The following is a 16,497-nucleotide window of genomic DNA, read 5'->3' on the forward strand; positions in this document are numbered from 1 at the left end:
GTCTCAGTAGGTGTAGGTGAGGGCCACGTTCCCGAAGACGCTGTTGCGCCGCTCAATGATGGAGCTGCCGCTCACGTCGTGCGCGTAGCGCATCGCATTGATCTGCGCGATGCCCATCCAACGATCGCCGAACTTGTGCTCCCAGCGAACGCCGGCGGCGTAGGCATTGATACCCGAGTCGGCAGAGAACGCCCGGCGTCCTGTAACGCCCGCCTGAGCGACACTCACCCCGTAGTAGGCTTGGTTGAAATCCCGATCGCCGCCGTGCACATCTGCTGTGAGAAACACGTCGTTGGCATTGCCGTTGAAGAGCTTTGCTTCCGCCCCCACGCGGTAGCGAAGACGGTGCGCCGAAGATCGCAGGGCGTATTCCGCTTCCGCTGAGACATTGAAGCGATCGCCCAAGGGCTGAACCAGCATGGTCTTCGTGGTGACCGAGCCTGGAACGCGGCCCATGCCCTTCAAGGAATCTGAGCCAGGGCGCCATGAGCTGTCCCTTTCCAAGCGGCCCAAGTCGTAGTAGATCGACTGGGAGAGATAGAGGCCATTGCCAAACTGATACTGCAGGCCCGCCCCGCGGGTCGAGTCGGCGAAGAGGATGCCCCGCTGAACGGACAGCACGGGGACAAGGATCGCTTGGCTCTCATCCGAGCCCGCGTAGAGCGGGCCGTAGAGCACGCCGGCCCCAAAAGTGGCCTCCATCTTGTCGCCCCACAGGCCGCCGGCGTGAGCGGCCGGTGCCGCCAGAAGCACGGCCAATCCAAGCAGGACGGTTGATTTGGTCTTGGTGATCATATTGGAAACCTCAGTGGGAGTCGGAAGGGGAAGGGCGGGCAGGAGCCGTGGCATAGAACGCGTGCGACAGAGCGATCCGGGAAAGGGCAAAGTCCTGCTGAGCAGCGACGCGGTCGGCCGTGGCATTGGCCGCGTCAATCTCGGCCTGCGGTCGGTTCATGGCGTCTTGCAGGCCTGCATCAATTCGTTGGATCAGTCGGCCCGTCTTTCCGACGGCAGCGAGCTCCTTCCTGCGAGCTGCGGTGTAGGCCTGCTCGGCCTGGCTTCGGCTGCCAAGGGCATCGGCGACATCGACAAACGCGCGTTGGACGGCCTTCTCGTACTGCACGACCCCTTGCTGTTGACGGATCCATGCGAGATCCAGCGCCTGCTTGTTCCGACCGAAGTCGAAAATGGGAAGCCGCAGGCTGGGGGTGAACGTCCAAGCTTTCGAGGCAGAGAAGAGGCCACCCAAACTCTCGCTGGCCGAGCCAAGCGAGGTGGTAAGTTGGATGGACGGGAAGAAGGCCGCGCGTGCGGCGCCGATGTCAGCGTGAGCTGCTTGTAACTGGGCTTCTGCCTCAAGCACCTCGGGGCGGTGGTAGAGCACGGAAGAATCCAAACCACCGTAGCGGGCCGCGTCGCCCGAGCCGTCGACGAAAAGCGACAGGTTTGGGCTTGGCAGCGCTGAGTCAAACCCAACCAGAAATCGCAGGGCCCGCTCTTGGGCCTTTGATGCCTCGGCAGCCTTGGCCGCGTTTGCATCCGCTTGTGCAGCCAAGCTCTCCGCGTCGCGAAGATCGTCGGAGGCGATCATGCCAAGCGCTTGCCGGCGCTCAGCGAGGCGGAGCTGTTCCCGAGTGCTGCTGGCCACTACCCCGGCCTGGGCTTCGGCTTCTTTGGCCGCAGAGTAGAGGACGTAGGCGCGGAGCGTTTCGCCAATGAGCGCTCCCCGGGCCGCGTCGCGGCCGTGTTGAGATGCTTCCCACCGGAGCCCTTCGGCAGCGGCGAGCGACCTGAGGCGCCCGAAGAAGTCGGGATCGAACTCTGACAGTCCGACGGTCGCCATGGACAGATCCTGCTGGTAGCGCTCGTCCAGCGCGGAATCGCCGAATCGCTGTTTGCTCTTGACGATTTGCCCATCCAGCCGTGGCAATCGTGCACTGTTGCTCTGACCGGCCTGCGCTCGCGCGAGTCGCACGTTGAGCTCCGCAAGCCGGTAGTCGGGGCTGCGACACAGCGCCGCTTTGATCATGGCGTCCAGCTGGCCGCCCTTGACTGTCGCCCGGACAAAAGCAATGTCTTCCCCGCGCATCCGCTCCGAGCAACGCGCTCCGTTGGTAGGCGAAACAGTCGTAGAGCCGAGCTGTTCGGGAACGACAGCGGCGGGACGGACGTATTTGGGGGACAAAGAACACCCTGCCAACGCGGCCATCCCTAAGACAGCTGCCGAACTAACCAGAGCTGGTCCGAACCAGCGGAAGGCCGAGCAAGTAATCACGGATTAACCAACGTTCGCCAGAGAATTGCGCGAAGCTTGAAGGCCTCTCCTCAATGTTCTTTGTGCTCTTTGTTGAGATTCGATCAAGCCTCAAAAAAAAGCGCAGTTTCCTCGGCTGCGAGCGTCGTTTCTGAACCGACATGCTGAAGATCCTGACGATCTGCAACGTCTTGGTGGCAGAGGCGCCGCTGTAGTGGTAAGAATGGCGCGCCGTTTCGACGGTTTCCGCCCAAATATCAAGATTTCATCAATGACTTTTTCGGATTCTATGAATTCGGCTCCCATTCCGTCGAACGACAAGCGGGTCCTGGTCGTCGAGGACGACGCGGACGGCGCCAGTATCCTGGAGGCCTACCTTCGCAAGGAGGGTTTTTTTGTGGCGGTGGCCAACGATGGCCTGCAGGCCTTGGAACTTTTCGCGCAGTGGCGTCCCCACTTGGTTCTTCTGGATATCATGCTGCCGAAGATGAGCGGCATTGACGTGCTGTCGGCCATTCGCAAAGCGGGGGACACGCCCGTGATCATGGTGACCGCCGTCGGGGACGAGCCGGACAAGCTTGGTGCCCTGCGATACGGAGCAGACGACTACGTGGTCAAGCCCTACAGCCCTCGAGAGGTTGTGGCTCGGGTTCATGCGGTGCTGCGCCGGGTGGTGCCTGGTCGAGGAAAGGAAAAGGTCCTCCAGCACGGGCGGCTCACCGTAGACGGGGAGGCTGTGAGGGTGCTCGTTGAAGCAGAGGCCGCAGGGTCTCCGTCCGTCGTCGAGCTGACTCCCACCGAATTCAACATCCTTTATGCACTCCTGCGCACCCCCTTCAAGGCCTTCACACGCGCGGAGCTGCTGGAAGGGGTTGCGGCCACCAGCGATTCGCTGAATCGCGTTGTCGACACGCATGTCCACAACATTCGCAAGAAGCTCGAGCACCACGGGATTACCGGTGTTCTGGTGACGGTGCGCGGCGTGGGATACAGGTTCCAATGAAGCCTGGCCGCCATCCACGAGCGCCCAGCTCCCTATGGACTTGGGTCGGCCTTCGAATGAGCGGGCTGGCCGTGGGGGCAGTGAGCTGCGTGGCGCTTGGGATGTGGCTGCATTTCCAGCTGAAGGATGAGCGCATCCTCAGCGCGCTACCGCCCCAGGTACAGCAAGAAGTGCGGCGGCTTGTGGCAGATCCGCATTTGGACGAAGCGCGGCTATGGGCGCTGTTCCAAGCCAATTACGCCATCGAGAACTTCTTGCCGGGCCTGCGAAATCCAGATTGGTTCACCCTTCTGGCGTTGCTGGTGACATCCGTTCCTTTCATCTTCGTCTTTGGGTTCATGATGTCTCGCCCGCTATCGCGGCAATTCAGCTCGGTGGCAAAAGCGGCGAGGCAGGTGGCCGAGGGGGACTTCTCGGCGCGGGCAGCGCTGAGTCCGCATGCCCCACAAGAGCTGGCCGGCTTGGCCGAAGATTTCAACGAGATGTCGTCTCGCCTGGAGCAATATGAGCGGGAGATCAGGGACTCCAGTGCGATGCTGGCCCACGAGCTCAGGACCCCGTTGAACGCTGCGATGGGGCGCATTCAAGGGATGGTGGACGATGTTTTTCCGCACTCCAATGATCAACTCTTGCTGGTTCACCGGCAGCTGGAGCAGATCAATCGCATCGTTGGCGACCTCCATCTGCTGTCGATGGCGCGGGCTGGGGCCCTGAGCTTGGAAGAAGAGCGGTTTGCGCTCGCAGATCTGGTGCTCGAGCGCATTCAGTGGGTGGAACTGGAACTCCAAGCTGCTGGGGTTGCATGCCAGTTGGATCTGGACGCCGGCATCGAGGTCCAGGCCGACCGGCTGCGGATGGGCCAAGTGGTGACCATCGTGGTGGACAACCTGCTGCGGTATGCATCCAGCGGCGGCGTCATGGACGTATCGCTCAGGCAGGAGGGGACGCGGGTGACGCTCATTGTTGGCGACCGTGGCCCAGGGGTCGACGAGGCCGACCTCCCGCGTGTCCAGGACCGCTTTTGGAGGGCGGATCGGTCCAGGGCCCGGCACTCGGGTGGCTCCGGGCTTGGCCTCTCCATTGCGGGTGCCATATGCGCTGCCCACGGTGGCGTGCTGACAGTGCGAAATCGCACGGGTGGAGGCTTGGAGGTGGTGGTCTCGATCAACCGAGAGATGAGCCGTTGAAAGATTCGGTGCCAATAGATGGCGCCCAGGCTTGGTCAAGTCCCAGCGCTCCACTGCCGCGATCTTGTGATCTTGCCGATATGGTCTGGTGCTAATTGCCGAGCGCTCGGGCCGGTCTGGAGGGCCCGCGGCCAAACGGGGCAAGGCATGGCAGGTCCGCTCAGCCGAGTCTAGAACAAGAATGACCAAGAATCTGAAGGCGTTCCGATGCCGCCCCTCCGCATCATCGCTGTATCATCAACTGAGTCTAGAGCGCGATCTGCGGTCGCCGTTCGAGTCATTTGAAGGAAATGAGCGCGCGGCGCGGCCTTGCAGGTTTTGGCTGATTAGGTTGGTCTCGCTCCTTCCTCAGAGCAGCCACGGTAGCCATCAAAGCACGAGAGTTAATGCTTCCCGTATTTGCGGATATTTTCAGAAGCGGCTTCACCTTAGGCGAGGCATCCCGCACAGCTTCGCGGGAGGCAGTGGGAGCAGGTGCAGTAGGTAACAGATTTTTACGATTCATATTGCACCTCATACGCCGCAATTAAAAATGAATTCACGGGTAATATGCTTTTCAGCTGCTAACGCTAATTCAAACTCTTCAAGTGACCCTCGAAGTAGTCCGACCAAAGCGTCCAAGCTCGATGAGTCATCGCCCATCCCAGTTATAGCACTCAGGTCTTGTGGCGTCAAATCTAAAGAGTGGAACGAAACAAACGCGTCTCCCATCGTTAGGGGCTTTTTAAGTCTGACCACCACGGACCAAAGCCCCTTTGTCGGCAGGCCCACTTCTGACGCCGTGCGCCAATGCAGACTATTGCCCATATCGATGAGAGGGAATTTGGTTAGGGAGGCTCCTCCTAAGCCAGAGCCAGGGCCTGCAATCAGTAACGCGTATCTCTGAGAGTTTAAGTACAGCCTTGACGTCAGGCTTTTTCTCTCTTCCCTGCCCGCGCTCCGCAAAACTGAATTGAAGTTTTCAAGCGCGACCTCATCAATCCAGTGCATGAGTTTTGTGAGCTTAAATTGTAAGAACTGTGCGTGCAGCATCTTGTTAGCCCTTGTCCGGGCCCGGGATATCTCCCCGCGAATGCGGACCTCGCCTTTATCAAAGTCCAGCAGGTCTAAGGACGAAGGTAGATCCACCATCATCAGATTATCAATGCCGCGGCGATGAATGAGCGATGGTCCTGAGACAATGGCGTCAAGGATCGCAGTTGACCAGTGTGACGGCTTGTCAATTTTCTCGTCGGCGACCTTAGGGATTGACTTGATAGACATTCCGATGGACCAGCAATCTGGATCCTTGGCCCGTTCATCATCAAAGGCCCATAGGGGCAGGTTGGATAGAAATCCCCCATCGGCAAATTCGTGTGGTGTGCCGTCGATGTCTATACGATGGGGCTTGAAGATATAGGGAAGTCCGATCGATGCACATACAGCGTCGGCAATGGCTACGTTAGGAGTGGTCTCGTACGAAAATAGGCGAACGTCCTTTCTCGTCAAATCGGTCGCGACGATGCGAAGGGGCAGTCCACCACAGCTTTTGAGGCATTTGAAGGTCACATATTTTTCATCTTCGAGATGCCTGTCTGCGTAGCTACTCAAGTTAGGTAGCGATAACCTGATGGCTTCATCAACAGCCGTTTTAACGGCTGTTAACGGGGCTAGCCCTGGACGCAGGCGAACAACCACGAACGCGCCAACTATGATGAAAATGATCATCCCAACTGGAATGATCACAGTCATGATGTTTACAGCAGCGTTCAGGCTGGCTGCCAAACGAAGGCTAAGGAAACTTGATGGGTAGGCGGAAAGTCCTACCAAATACGTCGTAAGAGCAATCACGACCGAGGCTACAAAAGCATACTTAAATAGGTCTCGAACGTTGGCAATTGAGGACAAGAGAGAAGACACTCTTTTGGCGCGAAGGATATTGTTCCATCCGCGCCGAGTGAACAGGCCTGTGAGAGAGCGATAGGCTCCGCCCTGTAGCGTCGAGAGGAGGTGATCTCCGGTCGTTGGATCGTAAAGATCATCGGAAGTCCTTCCGCTGGCAACAAGCGCGGCCACGATTGATCCAGCAGATGTCCCCGCCACGCCTACCAGCTTGAGCCTTATCGGTGAGCTATCTGATTCGTCTGCTTCACCTAACCCGTCCTCAAGGGCCCGAAGTCCGCCGACATGAACGACGCCTCTGGCACCGCCGCCTTGGAAGGCAACAAACACGTTCTGCTCTACGACGGCGAGTCCTTGCGGATTCGGGGCCACATCAAGCGAAGCATCAGTCGTGTCCATAGGCGTCGTCCCGCCATTGCTGGCGAGGGAAGGGTTTTCATCCATAGCGGTCTCCACTGCTTCCATTGCTTATCGCCTTCATCCAAATATGTTGTGAATTCCCACGCGCGGTGCTTGGATGAGTAGGACGGCATTGTGGTGCCATCGATGAAGTACCGAATTCCTACTCACGCCCAGCCAGGCTCCTCTAAGCATCCTTAAGTGCAATTTAAATCAACCGCGCTAGGAGAGCTTAGCTCAACAGGCTCGCATCGATATATCAGGGCGGTAGGTCCTGGCTACCCCGAGATTGGCACCGCGAGCACTTATGCCGTCCGCCACTATTGTTGCGCTATCGAGCCGCGTTTCCCGCATCCGTTGGCATCTATAGCGAAAAGCCGATTTACATCAAAGGAAGGGCGGCACTCGGGCGGTGTCTGCGCCTCAGCGCAGGGTTGTAGACTTCTTTGCTCCACAGGCGCAGAGCGCAGCTCGAAGCCCGATCAGCGCGCTTGATAAAAAACTGGCGAGTCAGAATTCTTGTGCTACCACGTTCTCCTAAGAACTCTCCGCATGCGTCCGCGCTCGCGGCATTATCGTTCAGGCCATAGCGCTTGGTGAATTCCGCGAACCACTCCGCATCCACACCGTCCAAGCCAACCAGGGCCAACCCTTCGCCCAAGGGTTCAATGAAATCTAGTTGCGCATATAGGCCTTTTGGACGGGGGCGCTCCGGTGCTTCGGCCGAGAAGTGTGGGTTCATTGGAAACTCCATGTAAGCCAATTGTGTTGAAGGACGGCGCACGCCCGCAGTTGGGTTGTTCCAGAGACTTGGCTGCGATGCTCACGTAATGAGCGGCAGTCAAGCTATGTATCGCGAGTGTGCCACGGGTACGGTATCGGCCTTATCTCCTGGCGACTTGAGCCACGTCAGTGCCGTCGCCTTCGGCAAGCTTTGCCCGTCGCCCTGCCTGGAGTTGATCGTTGCACAGCCTCGGCCTGCTCTGGCGCGACGTGCTAGCCTTGATCCTGTCCGCCAGGGCTGCTTGGTGGGTGGCGGATAGGTGGAGCAAGACCCAACGCCCCGACGACAGGCTGCAGGGATTCTGGTGACCGCGCGATCGGCGCGGGGCGATGCCGGGACTAAGAGAAGAGTCTTCCCAGGCCTCGTCATCGACGGCGAGGCACGCGCCTGCAATCGGGCGCACGTCCTGTCCTGCAATGTCAGGCGACACCAATCAGTGCCTTCACCAGAGCGCATTCGCCGTCCATGGCAAGTAAGCCCAGGCCCTCACATGCGCCGTGCGCGCGCCGACAAAGGGCCTGGGTGTTGATTCGCTTTCGCTCGTGGACTTGTGCTTTGGACTACTTGATCAAGAACTCGCTGGGCTCTTTCCCCTTCTGGACCAGCGCAGCAAGCCACCTTGGTTGGCGGCCACGGCCGGACCATGTTTCGCTGGGGTTGGCCGGATTGCGGTACTTAGGGGCGACCTTGCTGCCGGCGGACTTCGCGGGTTTGCGGCCGGTGCGCTTCTTGGAGGTCTCGGAAGAGGCCGTTGAAACCGCCCCGTAAAGCTCCTCAATCGTGTAACCGTGGTCTTTGACGTATTGGTTGATCTTGGCTCGCATGGCGGCAGCCTTGGGCCGGGTCAGCACCTTGGTTTGCTGCTTTTCTGCCTGAGCGATCAGGGTCTTTAGTTCTTTGGCCGACAGGCCGCTGACATCGATGGTCATCTGTTTGATCCGAGCGTTGAGAGCTTTAGCCTAGTTCCAAATGGGGTTCGATGCGAACGCCCCCTGACGAGCGCTTAGCTAGGCCCTGCCTCAGGGGTTTGGTGGGGCTCGGATAAGAGCCCCGGTTACTACGGGTAGAACTTGCTCGCATCACCCAGTTGTTTTGCGAACTGCCCCCTGTTGTAGATCGGCAGCTCCACCGGTGGCGCGTAGCGGGCCAAAAGGTCGATCTGTTTCCTTCGCGCGAGCTCGGGCTTCTTGTGGAAGTAGGCCTCATGCAGCACCGGAACCCTCTTGCTGATGCTGTGGCCCGTCAGCAAGGCAATGTCCTCGTCGGGAATTCCCTTGTGATGGAGCTCCGTGGCGATGGTGTGCCGAAACGCGTGCAGCCCGATTCCCTTCCCGAAGCCCAGGCTCTTCAGGTAGGTGCTGAACTGGTTGAGCGCCGCTTGGCTGTAGCGCTGGTTGGATTCGCCTGTCTTGCGGTTCACGCCGGCGGTCAGGTGGGGGAACAATCGAGGATGGCCACACGCGCGGATATCGGCCACGAAATCTAGGAAGCCTGCGTCGACCACCGGGGCGGGGATGGGGAGGGTTCGAATGGCTGCCTTCCCCTTCAGGCGCTGCCGGCTCCGATCTCGGGTCTTGTGCGCAAGGTCGGGATCGACGGTCTTCTGGATCCGGATGCACCAGACGCCGGCCTCCTGCACCACATCCGCCAGTTTCAACTGAGCGATCTCGTTGATGCGTGCTCCCGTGCAGAGGCCAAGGATGGGAAGCCACCAGCGGTGAGGATACTTGATGGCCCATGGGATGTACGTTTCGTGCGCGAAGATGCGCTTGAGCTCTGCATCGTCAAACAGGCGCTCGGGCTTGTTCGGATCCACTACCAAGTCCTTCTTGATCTCGTCGAAGGCGACCATGGGGGACGCAACGATGGCCTTGGATTTTTCGAGCTTCTTGAAGAACGTCGACAGGAACCGACGGTGTTTCTCAAGAGTGGCCGGGGCTGGTGGCGCGACGCTCAGTTGCTTGCCGCACTCCACTGCTTGGTTGTAGGTGAAGCCGCGGTATGCCGGGTCGGATAGAAAGCGGTCCGGTAGCCAGCGGATCAAGTCCCAAACCCTGTAGATGTGGGCGTGATCGATGCGCGAGACAGGAATGTCACCGCACGTCAGCAGCAGCAATCGCAGAGTGCGTGCGGTCGCTTCGACCGTCTCTTTGGCGAGGCAACTGTAGTCGCCACGATTTCGGAGGTAGTCATCAATCTCCACCGAAAGCGAACGACCTGGTGTCGCTACAGGCAGTGGCTCGGGGTAGCGCGTGCCATTCTTCGTAGAGCGCGGACGCCTTGTTCGCTCACAGACGGTGTTGAAGATGTCCTGAGCGTGGACCGCGGCCTCCCGGCCGGTGACCACGAGCTTTCCGATACGAACCCTTCCGATGCGGATGTCGGTCATCTGCAAGGAGTCCCTGGGATCGTCCACGTAGGATTGCAGGGGGTGTAGAAGTTTCTTCAGGGGCATTTCTGGCTTCCATCGTTTCGATGGAAGTACAGATAAAACAGGCTGCAAAATCGTCAATAGAAAAAGATGTCTTCTGTTTTTGCCTTAGGCTTTCTCCGTGGCGGTGGTTGTAAGGCGTAAACGCGCAAAGGTGTTACTGCGCAGGATGACGGTCACAACGCTTTTAAATCAAGGGTTTGCGATGCATGGTCTTGTAGCTTTTCGCAGTCATTTGTGTACTGTTTAATTTATATAAGCTAACAGCGACATTTGGATTGTTATGTTAGTTCTGTACGGATGATAAACGTTGCGGAGAATTGAGGGCTGAGAAATCACCTTGGAGGCGGAGCTGTGGCGCAACGAGTCTGTCCATTGTTTGTGATTGCGATCCTCTTCGCGCCGCTGGGAGCCAGCGGTGGGGCGCCCACTAACCCCGAGCTGCGCGCGGGACCTCCCGCTGACCACTGAGGGTGAGGAGAGGGTGCTCAGTGCTGTCGATGCGGCGCACACCGCTCGGCTGAAGGCGATCGTTGCGGCCCATGGCTGGCCGACCGTGGCGCAGGTGGGCCAGGACGGGGCGGACGCGGCCTGGCTGGTAGCCCAGTATGCCGACAAGGATCCGCCCTTCCAGCGCTCTGTCGCGGACGCCATGCAACCCTTGGTGGCCAGAGGGCAGGTCAGAACATGAAATCACGCCTATCTTTGGGGCCGCATCGAAACGGACTGCGTTGCGATCGAGGTCTAGGCTGCTGGCATTTTCGAGTGGGTCTACGTCGCTACCCTGGTCCAGTGCTTCGGACGCGTCCACCGAACGAGATTTGCGGGTCCGCAGGAGCTCTTGAAGGTGCGGATCGCAGGCCGAGCCTTGCGCAGGCAGCATAATCTGCGTCTACAATGCGCTGAATAGGGATGGGGGGGCTATCCATGGACCAGCAAGTCGAAGCAGCGTGTACTGCTCTGGATGAATTTACTTCTGCGGTGGAGCGGACGTTTAATGGCGTGACCAATCCGCTCCAGCAGCAGATCGGTTGGATGGCGCCTGCACTCACGCCACAGGAGATTGCCGCCGTTCCGGCGCGGTTGGCTCAGCGTATCAGGGATGCGGATCTCGCTTTCGATGAGACTGACCCCGACGAGCAAGATCAAGCGGACTTGATCGCCAGCCTTCCCACCCAGCTCACCATACTGACTAGCAATCTGGGCAATCTTTCGGGCGGTAACATAGGTCAGGCAGGTTGGGCGTACTTTGAGACGTTCAATCAGTGGGAGCGCACTCTTTTTCCAACTGGCGTGTGGGCCGAGCCCGATCCAGAGACGCTGCCAGGTCGGCTGCGGCGTCAGCTGAAGCTGACCAAGAAGGCATTGGATGCCATTGTTGTGGATCGAGAGGCTCTCCAAGACCAGTTGGACGAGATCAGGCAGGGGGCTCAGCTGATCGGGGATCTTCCGGTCGATGCTGAGATGATTGCTAACGCACGCAAGGACGTTGCAGCAGCACATCAGTCTGCAGTTGAGGCAGCGTCGAAGTCGAAAGCCGCAGCAGATGGTGCTGCGTCGTCTTTCACCCGGATGGAGGCGTTAGAGGTTGAAGCCAAGAGGGTACTGGACGGGATCGAGGCCGTGTATCGCGCCACGACCAGTCATGCGCTCGCTGAGGCTTTCAATAGCAGGGCTAACGCGCTTCGGGTATCGGTTAGGTGGTGGGTCGGCCTTTTGATCGGTGCACTCGGCGCTGGCGCGTACCTTGGCTACCTCAGAGTCCAAGCAATCTCCGAACTCACAAAGGACCCGACAAGCCAGCAGTTCATGTCATTGATCTGGGTTCAGGTCGCCCTTGGGACGCTTTCCCTTGCCGCGCCACTGTGGGTGGCTTGGCTGGCTACGCGTCAAATAGCGCAGCGCTTTCGCCTAGCGGAAGACTACTCATTTAAAGCGTCCCTTGCGACGGCCTATGAGGGCTACCGTCGCGAAGCCTCACGAATCGATCCGGAATTTGAAAAGGACCTATTTGGGTCGGCGCTCCGCCACCTTGACCAAGAGCCGTTGCGTTTCATGGCGGAGACTGATCATGGAAGCCCTTATGCGGAGTTTTTCGCGTCGCCAATGTTCCGTGAAGCTCTGAAAAAGGTTCCAAGCCTGTCTGAAGACCTTAAGGACGTAGTGCTAAGGGCTGTCAGGCGAACTGAGAGTCCTAACAAGTTTAGGTCAAAGGACCCGCCTCACGGGCCTCGCACGGCGGACGATGATCAGCCATGAGGCGAGTTAAAAGATCGCGAGCAATAGCCACACTCATCAGCAGGTGAGCTCATCTCCCGTGGAGCAGCGCATTGCCTTCAGGCAATTTAAACCACGGAGAAACATGATGAGTGGACAGAAGGCTGCCCCGAGAGGTAAAGCCCCTGGCGGCGGTAGCGTCCGAGGGCAAGAGCACCCGCTGCAATGGGGCTTGATGCGCGGCAGAGCAGATCCGCCGCAATTCTATACCGCTTAATTTCTGTAAGCTAACAGCGCCCTTTGGATTGTTTGGTTTAGTTCTGTAGGAATGGTAAACGACGCCGTGAAATCGTGGCTGAGAAATTGCTTGGGAAGCGGAGCCGTGGCGCAACTACTCGGTCGATCCTCGTCGCGTCGCTAGGTGCAACTGGTGGGACGCCCACTGACCCAGGACTTCGCGGCGAGCTCATCAGGCGGTCCGGACCTTCGGCTGCCCACAGAGGGCGAAGAGAGCGTGCTCAGTGCCGCCGACGCGGTGCACATCGCTCGCCTAAGGCGAGCGTTGCTGCCCGAGGCCGGCCTACCGTGGCAGGTGGGCGAGGACGGGACAGACGTGTGATGCAGGGCTTATCGGGTCACTAGGGCTAGTCGGCTCGCGCTCCCCTCCAGTGCCCTGCAGGTGGCATGCTTGGATGAGGATTTATCAGGAAGCTATCTGAATGGAATACGAGCGTGTCGTAGGTCTGAGAGATGAGCTGTTGGATCGTTTCGAGTTGCGGCCGAGACCTGTCCCGGAAATGCGCTTCTCACGAGGTGGTGCGAGGTCTCGTTGGAGGGCGCCGCGTGCGCAGATCGCACTCGGCATAGCGCCAGGAGCGCGGCAGGGCGACTTTTATCTGGCTGTGCGCCCGCAAGGCGAGCAGTCTGTAATTCCGCAAATCGTTGGCGAGATTACTGAGATATGTAAAGGCGAGGTTGATATCCAGCCTATGGAGATTCTTGGGCCGGAAGGTGCTGCTTGGTTGAGGGGGAAGAGCAGGCCCATGCGTGTGGGTGTAAGTATCTCTAACATAAAGGGAGCCGCAGGGACCCTTGGATTGTTTGTCGAGTCCGAAGAGATGGACGGACAATTCATTTTATCCAACAATCATGTCCTTCTGGATCCTGCCGGGCGGGGCGAGTGTAGGATTATTCAACCTGGTCGCAATGATCTAATTAAGTCAGCTGATGTAGTTGCTGATCTTGTCCTATGGAAAGATGTGGTCGTTGGCCAAGTCAATGTGGTCGATGCTGCAATTGCCAGGATAAGAGATCCCGAATCCGGGCATGTCAACAATATTCCTGGGCTTGGATCAATCACTCAAGTTTCTAATGTTCCTGGATTATTTTCGGGGGTCGCAAAGATTGGAAGAACCACCGGTCTAACCTACGGCCGAATACTGGGTAAAGGAATTTGCGCCGTGAGTGTTGCGTGGGACGGGGGTGTTGCTTTTTTTGATGATTGCATTGAGGTTGGGGCTTTCCCGCGGAAGTTCTCGAATGGCGGAGATAGCGGTTCAGTTATATGTGATTTGAAGGGAGGGGCGTTTGGTCATCTTTTCTGTGGTGGATGGCGGAGGCGCTTTGGTGTGCGGGTTTTGAAGGTTACTTATGCTACGCCATTGACAACGGTGTTTTCTGAGTTAAAGCTGAGGCTATTGTAGGGAGTGGGGGGCTTATGAATGTTGATCCTGAGGTTCAATCGATCGATGGCTCGATAGGGGAGCTCTACGACCGGGTATCCAAGTTGGCGCAAATTTCTGGTATCGGGCTAACATGGCATTGGCGTCTCGGGCGTCGAGCTTTTTTGGTGAATGTCTTTAAGAGGGTTCCGCAAGGTTTGCCGCGGTCATACCGAGGAATTCCAATTGTCTATCGTGCAATTGGAAAGATCGTGCCTGAGCGGTTGTGATTCGTGGTCAGGCACTTGGTGTTACCAGGCTGAGGGGCGAGAGGGTGCCCTGGTCATGGCTCCAATGGTGATGCTGAACGAGGATCTGCAACCTAGACTAGGCCATGGGCTTGAGTAACCCGTTTGGGGTTTGGGTGGCAATGCCTGGGGCTGAGGGCGTCATTGGCAACTGGGACTATCGGCTCGCACCAATTGACGACCTGGTGCACTATCCGAACTCGCAAGCGAGCCATGCAATCGCCTCTTCGAAGTCCAGCTTCAACGATGCATACGAGCGTCTCAGAAGGCGTGGAGGAAGTACGCCGTCCCACTTCTGCGTGACTAGGTTGTTCGCAGAGTAAAGAAGCGTCTCTGGCGATGGCAATGCCATCTTTGCCACCCGCCCGAGCACCTTGATCACGTCATCGAGACTCCTAGCCCCCTTGGAGATTTCCACGCCCAGCCTGCCGGCCTGAGAAGTGAATCCCTGAGCGTTTAGGAGGCAGGCGATGGCTTCATTTGCGGAGTCTCCCAGCCACGTCAGCAGCAAGGCATCGCTGCCCTGGTCGAGGAGAACCTTCCCGTCCAGTCTCAATTGACGGTAGGCGCTCTGCGCCTCCTGCAGGAAGCGATAGGCAGTGGGATCCAAGAAGTCTGGTTTGATCTCTTGCTGATACAGTCCACGCATCTTGTTACGGACCTGGGTGTGGACCTGCCCGCCCGTTCCATTGAAAAGAGGCGGGGTGCCGCCCTTCGCTGCGGCCACATAGATCGTCTTTTGGGCGTCGTCGATCTGCTCGACGAGCCAAGTGCGGCCGCCAAACAAGATTCGCTGGCCGACGGTCACCAGTTGGGACACGGGGAGCGTGCCCAGTGCCTTGCCGGCGGCCACGATCCGGAACTCTTCGTCGACGCTGAAAGCGGCGTAGAAGGTGTAGTGGTTGACCAACTTGTCGCCGACCGGGCCGTGGAGCAGCAAGCCGGAGCCATCTTGAATTAGCACCTGTTCTTGGCCAAGGTGGCGAAGCAACTCTGCGAACGCGTCTTGGGATAGGCCGTGAAACGGTCCCTGATCTGCGCAGAGCAGCTGATACGCTTGAGCTGCCTTAAGCCCGCCGTATTGGGCAATGGAAGAAAGCAACTGCTGGACGAGCGTTGAAAGGTGTAGGCCGTTGACCGAAGGCGGTTCAAACCACCTCTCCAGCAATAGCAGCACGCAAGCAGTGGACTGAACTGTGTCCAGTCGAAGCCTTGTCTTCAACGTCGACTCAGCGTCGATTGAGTCCTCGATAACGTAGCCGCGCAACACCGCTGGCTCTCCAGGGCGGCGCCCGGAGCGACCAAGGCGTTGGCGAAGGCTGGCCACGGAAGGTGGTGGGCCAATTTGCGCGATGCTCTTCACCGCTCCGATATCGATGCCCAGTTCCAGGGTGTTCGTGCAAATTGCGTTCGCTGGACGACCCTTTTGTTTCAGGGCCGCTTCCGTGTCCGAGCGTATTTCCTTGGACAGGCTCCCATGGTGTGGCCAGAACTCTCTCGGCCGGCCGTCCTGTTCGCTCAGCAGGTTGAGGAGGTGCGTGTAGCGTTCAACCTCCCTTCGGCTATTGGGGAAGATCAGGTTGTTCGTCCCTGAAAGCACCCGGTAGAGGTGCTCGGCCACCGCAGCGGGAGCCGCGGGATTCTCGTCGGATCCGCCCTCAGATGCGGGTTGCTCGTAGCCCTTGATGATCAGCTGGAGATCATTTCCAGCTGATGAGGCGTTGACCAGCGCGGGGGCAGTCCCAACACCGGGGCGTAGGAAGGCCCCAGCGCTCGAAAAGTCACCCAAGGTTGCCGACAGGCCCAGGCGGGGAGTCCGCCGCCGTAATAGCACGTCGATCCGGTGCATCAACGATTGAAGCTGCTTCCCGCGCTCGCTTCCAATGAACGCATGGAGTTCGTCCACGACAACGTAGAGGAGCTTTGAGAACGCTGCCGCAACGGATGTCCCGCGGTTGCAGAGCATCGCCTCCAAGGACTCCGGCGTGATCAGGAGCACGCCACGGGGGTGCTTAAAGAACCGCTGCTTGGTGGAGCCCGATACGTCCCCGTGCCAAGGCCACACGGGGACTTCAAGGTCCTCGCAAAGCCGCTGCAGCCGTTCAAACTGGTCGTTGATGAGCGCCTTTAGAGGGCTGATGTAGACAATCAGGCCCTCCTCGTCGGTGTTCAGAAGGTGCGTGAGCGCAGGAAGAAAAGCGGCCTCGGTTTTTCCCGAGGCGGTGCTGGCGGCGATGATCACGTCCCGGTCGGCGCTCAGGACGAGAGGAATCGCCAATTCCTGGACCTCACGCAGCGCCTCCCATTGTTCGGTCCAGAGGTAGCGCTGGATTCGAGGGTGCAGCGATTGGAAGGCGCTGGAGGCAGTCATC

The 16,497-nt window shown here is 58.6% G+C and carries 12 protein-coding genes; 5 read left to right on the top strand and 7 right to left on the bottom strand.

Annotated features, from left to right (window positions below; translation table 11 throughout):
• Nucleotides 1-3 precede the first annotated feature (3 nt).
• Both K5L94_RS06430 and K5L94_RS06435 read right to left on the bottom strand, forming a co-directional pair.
• Nucleotides 4-795, bottom strand: coding sequence for a MipA/OmpV family protein (locus tag K5L94_RS06430; protein WP_235652066.1), 792 nt, complete (start codon nt 793-795; stop codon nt 4-6).
• Between the two features lie 10 nt (nt 796-805).
• The gene (locus K5L94_RS06435; RefSeq protein WP_274512281.1) at nt 806-2,209 is read right to left on the bottom strand and encodes an efflux transporter outer membrane subunit; all 1,404 of its coding nucleotides are present in this window, start codon (nt 2,207-2,209) and stop codon (nt 806-808) included.
• Nucleotides 2,210-2,525: 316 nt separating this feature from the next.
• On the opposite strand from K5L94_RS06435, the gene K5L94_RS06440 reads away from it, so the two are divergent.
• Together K5L94_RS06440 and K5L94_RS06445 are read left to right on the top strand one after the other, a co-directional pair.
• Nucleotides 2,526-3,257 carry a response regulator transcription factor gene (locus tag K5L94_RS06440; RefSeq protein WP_274512620.1) on the top strand — a complete coding sequence of 244 codons (732 nt, stop codon included), beginning with the start codon at nt 2,526-2,528 and terminating at the stop codon, nt 3,255-3,257.
• Nucleotides 3,254-4,444 (top strand): sensor histidine kinase, encoded by a 1,191-nt coding sequence (locus tag K5L94_RS06445; protein WP_274512283.1) that lies wholly within the window; start codon nt 3,254-3,256, stop codon nt 4,442-4,444. Before K5L94_RS06440 ends, K5L94_RS06445 begins: the two co-directional genes overlap by 4 nt.
• A gap of 513 nt (nt 4,445-4,957) precedes the next feature.
• Here K5L94_RS06445 and K5L94_RS06450 read toward each other — a convergent pair.
• The 4 genes from K5L94_RS06450 to K5L94_RS06465 all read right to left on the bottom strand — a co-directional run bounded on the left by K5L94_RS06450 (nt 4,958) and on the right by K5L94_RS06465 (nt 9,963).
• Nucleotides 4,958-6,790: a patatin-like phospholipase family protein gene (locus K5L94_RS06450; RefSeq protein ID WP_141057189.1), complete on the bottom strand. Its 1,833-nt coding sequence runs from the start codon at nt 6,788-6,790 to the stop codon at nt 4,958-4,960.
• A gap of 316 nt (nt 6,791-7,106) precedes the next feature.
• Complete coding sequence (locus tag K5L94_RS06455; protein WP_274512285.1) at nt 7,107-7,466, bottom strand: hypothetical protein; 360 nt, start codon at nt 7,464-7,466, stop codon at nt 7,107-7,109.
• 602 nt (nt 7,467-8,068) lie between these two features.
• The gene (locus K5L94_RS06460; protein WP_274512286.1) at nt 8,069-8,437 is read right to left on the bottom strand and encodes an H-NS histone family protein; all 369 of its coding nucleotides are present in this window, start codon (nt 8,435-8,437) and stop codon (nt 8,069-8,071) included.
• A 128-nt stretch (nt 8,438-8,565) separates the two neighbouring features.
• Nucleotides 8,566-9,963, bottom strand: coding sequence for a site-specific integrase (locus K5L94_RS06465; protein ID WP_274512287.1), 1,398 nt, complete (start codon nt 9,961-9,963; stop codon nt 8,566-8,568).
• 460 nt (nt 9,964-10,423) lie between these two features.
• On the opposite strand from K5L94_RS06465, the gene K5L94_RS06470 reads away from it, so the two are divergent.
• The 3 genes from K5L94_RS06470 to K5L94_RS06480 all read left to right on the top strand — a co-directional run bounded on the left by K5L94_RS06470 (nt 10,424) and on the right by K5L94_RS06480 (nt 13,859).
• The gene (locus K5L94_RS06470) at nt 10,424-10,630 is read left to right on the top strand and encodes a DUF6624 domain-containing protein (protein WP_274512288.1); all 207 of its coding nucleotides are present in this window, start codon (nt 10,424-10,426) and stop codon (nt 10,628-10,630) included.
• 236 nt (nt 10,631-10,866) lie between these two features.
• On the top strand, nt 10,867-12,198 hold the full coding sequence (locus K5L94_RS06475) for a hypothetical protein (RefSeq protein ID WP_274512290.1): 1,332 nt from the start codon (nt 10,867-10,869) through the stop codon (nt 12,196-12,198).
• Nucleotides 12,199-12,875: 677 nt separating this feature from the next.
• A complete protein-coding gene (locus K5L94_RS06480; RefSeq protein WP_274512291.1) occupies nt 12,876-13,859 on the top strand; it encodes a hypothetical protein in 984 nt (327 codons plus the stop codon).
• 456 nt (nt 13,860-14,315) lie between these two features.
• Here K5L94_RS06480 and K5L94_RS06485 read toward each other — a convergent pair whose 3' ends face one another.
• On the bottom strand, nt 14,316-16,496 hold the full coding sequence (locus K5L94_RS06485; RefSeq protein WP_274512292.1) for a DEAD/DEAH box helicase: 2,181 nt from the start codon (nt 16,494-16,496) through the stop codon (nt 14,316-14,318).
• Between the last annotated feature and the right edge of the window lies 1 nt (nt 16,497).

Source organism: Stenotrophomonas forensis (genome assembly GCF_028752115.1).
In the GTDB taxonomy this organism is placed as follows: domain Bacteria; phylum Pseudomonadota; class Gammaproteobacteria; order Xanthomonadales; family Xanthomonadaceae; genus Stenotrophomonas; species Stenotrophomonas forensis.